The sequence below is a fragment of the Streptomyces sp. CO7 genome (assembly GCF_053474865.1).
In genome coordinates, this window is record NZ_JBRIOU010000008.1 from 58,257 (window position 1) to 62,016 (window position 3,760).

At 73.5% G+C, this 3,760-nt stretch carries 5 protein-coding genes; 3 read left to right on the top strand and 2 right to left on the bottom strand.

What is annotated here, in order from left to right; all coding sequences use genetic code 11:
- A partial coding sequence (locus tag ACOV8S_RS25145) for an FAD-binding protein (RefSeq protein WP_448320507.1) occupies nucleotides 1-312 on the bottom strand: 312 nt, incomplete at its 3' end.
- A gap of 75 nt (nucleotides 313-387) precedes the next feature.
- On the opposite strand from ACOV8S_RS25145, the gene ACOV8S_RS25150 reads away from it, so the two are divergent.
- Nucleotides 388-945 (top strand): helix-turn-helix domain-containing protein, encoded by a 558-nt coding sequence (locus tag ACOV8S_RS25150; protein ID WP_448320508.1) that lies wholly within the window; start codon nucleotides 388-390, stop codon nucleotides 943-945.
- Between the two features lie 59 nt (nucleotides 946-1,004).
- Here the strand turns inward: ACOV8S_RS25150 and ACOV8S_RS25155 are convergent, their stop codons facing one another.
- Entirely contained in the window at nucleotides 1,005-1,841 is an 837-nt protein-coding gene (locus ACOV8S_RS25155) for a helix-turn-helix transcriptional regulator (protein WP_448320509.1), read from the bottom strand.
- A 167-nt stretch (nucleotides 1,842-2,008) separates the two neighbouring features.
- Between ACOV8S_RS25155 and ACOV8S_RS25160 the strand changes: the two genes are divergently transcribed.
- A complete protein-coding gene (locus tag ACOV8S_RS25160; protein ID WP_448320857.1) occupies nucleotides 2,009-2,599 on the top strand; it encodes an NADPH-dependent FMN reductase in 591 nt (196 codons plus the stop codon).
- A gap of 94 nt (nucleotides 2,600-2,693) precedes the next feature.
- Entirely contained in the window at nucleotides 2,694-3,563 is an 870-nt protein-coding gene (locus ACOV8S_RS25165) for an AraC family transcriptional regulator (protein ID WP_448320511.1), read from the top strand.
- The last annotated feature ends 197 nt before the right edge of the window (nucleotides 3,564-3,760 follow it).

A 3,760-nucleotide genomic window follows, 5' to 3' on the forward strand; every position in this document is an offset into this window, starting at 1 on the left:
GCCGACCCCCCCCCCGCCGTGGGCGCGCACCTCCGCGCGTCCGATCTCCATCAGCTCGCCGGGCGCGGCGCCCTCGTGCCCCAGGTAGCCGTGCATGTGTGCGGCCGGGGCGTTGCGCGGGGTGCCGTCGTCGACCACGACCACTCCGCGCCGCTGGCGGGAGAGTTGCAGGGCGGCGGCGAGACCGGCGGCCGAGCCGCCGATCACGGCGACGTCGCAGTGTCGCTCCATGGTGGGGTGCTGGGTGTGACCGGCCTGTCCGGTGGGCGCGGACGGGGCCTGGTCCTGACCGTGGGTGGGGTGCTCGCTCATGCAGTCGACGGTACTGCTCCCGGCGGTTCCCGCAAACCGACTTGCATAATCCGCAAGATGCTCCACGATGGACCCATGAACGGAGTCAACGACATCGAAGCCCTGGCCCGGTCGCGCCTGCGGAGCATGCGCACCACCCTGGGGTACTCCCTGGACGAGCTGGCCGAGCGCACGAACCTCAGCGCGTCGACCATCAGCCGCGTCGAGACGGGCAAGCGGACGCTGAGTCTCGATGTGCTGGTGCCGCTGGCCAACGCCCTGCAGATGAGTCTGGACGTGCTCTTCGAGGCGCCCACGGACGACGACGTCGTCATCCGTCCGGTCGCGCACAGCAGCGGAACGCGGACGACATGGGCGCTGAGCCGTCCGGACGGGCGCACGGTCGCGGTGAAGATGCGCCTCGAGCCGTCCGACACCGCGCCGTCCCAGAGGGTGCATCCGGGCCACGACTGGTTGCTCGTGCTGGAGGGACGCGTGCGTCTGTGGCTGGGCGAGCGGCAGATCGACGTCGGCACGGGCGAGGCGGCGGAATTCGCGACGATGGTCCCGCACGCGTTCACCGCCCTGGGCGGTCCCGCCGAGTTGCTCATGGTCTTCGACCGGGACGGACAGCGCGCGCACGTGCACCAGTGAGCTCGCCGCGGCTCGGGGACCGCCTCACGGGCGGGCGTCGCGGCGCCTCCGCCGGCGGTTCAGGCGAGGGCCTTCAGGTGACGCGGAGGGCCGTCGAGGAGCCGGGCCACGGCGGTCGCCGTGGCTTCGTCCGCCGGGAGGTGGACGGTGAGCTGCTGGGCGTCGTCGGCCAGTTCCAGGGTCTCGCGGGTGAGGTGGAGCAGCGGACCCGAGGGGTGGGCGATCCGCAGCACGCCACGGTCCGGCACCAGATGGCGGTTCAGGCGGCGGGTGAACTCCGGACCGGCGGCGGCCGCGAGGTCCGAGGTGAACCAGGCGGCGGTCTCGACGGACGGGCCGAGCCACAGGTCGAAGGCCTGCTCGTCGGCGACGAGGCCCCAGTCGGGGAAGAACTCCCGGGCCCGGGGGTCGGTGAAGACGTAGCGGGTGAGGTTCGGCTCGTCCGCGTCCAGCAGGCCGCCCGCGCCGAGGACCGCCGCGTAAGCGGGGGTGTGGGCGAGGACGTCGCCGAGGCGGTTGGTGACCGCGGCGACGGCGGGTTCGAGGAGGCCGAGCGTCTCCAGGACGGCCGGGCGGACACCGCGGCTCACGGGCGCCGGCCGGGTGTGGGCCGCGCACTCGCCGCCGGTGATCTTCGTCAGGTACCGCAGGTGGTTGCGTTCCGCCGGGTCGAGGCTGAGGGCGTCGGCCAGCGCGTTCACCACCGCCGGCGAGGGGTGGCGGTCGCGGCCCTGCTCGATGCGAGTGAGGTACTCGACGCTGATGCCGGCCCGCACCGCGACGTCGGCGCGGCGCAGGCCGGGCGACCGGCGGCGGCCGTGGTCGGGCAGTCCGAGCGACTCGGGCTGGATGCTGTCGCGCTTGGCGCGCAGGAAGTCCCCCAACGGTGTCCCCATAAAAGGGAGCTTAGGGCGGCGCCCGGTGCCCGTGGAGGGCTCAGGGTGGCCCTGCGGGGGCCAGCCTCGGCACGGCCTGGCTGCCCCCGGGCAGCGGGACGATCGTGAAGGGCATGGAGACCACGGAGAACACGCAGAGCACGCAGAGCACGCAGAGCACTCGGCAGATGGGGAAGCACCGGCTGGTCGTCGTCGTGGGGAGCGTCCGGGAGGGGCGGTTCGGGCCGGTCGTCGCCTCGTGGGTGGCCGAACAGGCCCGCGAGCACGACGGGTTCGAGGTGGAGGTGGTCGACCTGGCCGACGTCGAGCTGCCGGTGGAACTGCCCGCCGCCTCGCCGAAGCTCGCCGGTGACTCCTACCCCCGCCCGGCCGGGATGGCACCGCTGACCGACGCCCTGGAGAGCGCGGACGCCTTCGTCCTCGTCACCCCCGAGTACAACCACAGCTACCCGGCCTCGCTGAAGGCCGCGATCGACTGGCACTTCACCCAGTGGACGGCGAAGCCGGTGGCCTTCGTGAGCTACGGAGGCGCCTCGGGCGGGCGGCACGCGGTGCTGCACCTGGAGAACGTGCTGACCGAGTTGCACGCGCTGTCCGTCCGGGACCGGCTGGCCTTCCCGAACTACTGGGCGGAGTGGCAGGACGGCCGGCCGCTCGACACCGAAACCGCCGGTTACGCGAAGACCATGCTCGACCAGCTGCACTGGTGGGCGGGCGCGCTGCGATCGGCGCGCGAGGCGGCGCCGTTCCCGGCGTGACCGGGGCGCGACGGGGGCGGATGATCGGATCGGTCCACAGCGGTCGGGTGCGGGACGCCCGGCCCCTGCGAGGGTCGTGACGGAAGGAGGCCTCGTGATCGCGGCGCTCAACAAGCTGGTCGACCTGGTCGAGGAGCACCTCGCGGAGGAGCTCGACGTCCACGCGCTGGCCCGGCGGTCCGGCACCACGGAGTACCACCTGCGGCGGATGTTCTCGTCGCTGGCCGGCATGCCGCTGTCGGAGTACGTGCGCCGGCGGCGCATGACGGTCGCCGCGGCGGACGTCGTCCGGGGCGGGGAGGACCTGCTGGGCATCGCGGTGCGGCACGGGTACGGGTCGGCCGAGGCGTTCGGCCGGGCGTTCCGCGCCGTGCACGGAGCGGCGCCCGGTGAAGTGCGCCGCGACGGAGGCCCCCTTCGGACACAACCGCAGCTCAGGTTCCGCCTGAGCGTCGAAGGGAGCACACCCATGGACACCCGCATCACCGACCGTCCCGCGTTCCGGCTCATCGGTCACGCCGCCCGCGTGCCGCTGATCCACGAGGGCGTCAACCCGCACATCCAGCAGCACGTCGCCTCCTTGCCGATGGAGGAGCACGGGCGGCTCAAGGCGCTGAGCGCCACGGAACCGGGGGGCCTGCTCCAGGTCACCGACGACGTGGCCCAGGACGCCGCGGAGGGCAGTGAGCTGACGTACCTGCACGGGGTCGCCGTGCCCGGGGACGCCCCGGTGCCCGAGGACCTCGACGTCGTCGAGGCGCCGGCCGGCACGTGGGCGGTGTTCCGCAGCGCGGGTCCGCACCCGCAGGCGCTGCAGAGCACCTGGGCGGCGACGGCGACCGAGTGGTTCCCGTCCAACCCGTGGCGGCTGCGGCCGGGGCCTTCGGTCGTCGCCGTCCTGGAGCGGGCGGACGACTTCTCCACCGCGACCTGCGAGCTCTGGCTGCCGGTCGAGCCCGCGTGACGGTGACCCGCATGACGGTGACCGGCATGACGGTGAGGTGACGCGAACGGTGGTGCGGTGAGGGGCCGCGGTACAACCATCCGGGGGCGACGGAGGTCGAAGGGGCGGTAGGACACCCCTTCGTTCCCGCTCAGACACTGGAGCCCCGTTGCGCCCCACTCGCACCGCCGCCGCCGCGGCGGCGGCGGTGCGAGTGG

Coding starts and splice junctions, on each gene's coding strand:
- ACOV8S_RS25150 (WP_448320508.1), top strand. CDS start 388: ATGAACGGAGTCAACGACATCGAAGCCCTGGCCCGGTCGCGCCTGCGG.
- ACOV8S_RS25155 (WP_448320509.1), bottom strand. CDS start 1,841: ATGGGGACACCGTTGGGGGACTTCCTGCGCGCCAAGCGCGACAGCATC.
- ACOV8S_RS25160 (WP_448320857.1), top strand. CDS start 2,009: ATGGGGAAGCACCGGCTGGTCGTCGTCGTGGGGAGCGTCCGGGAGGGG.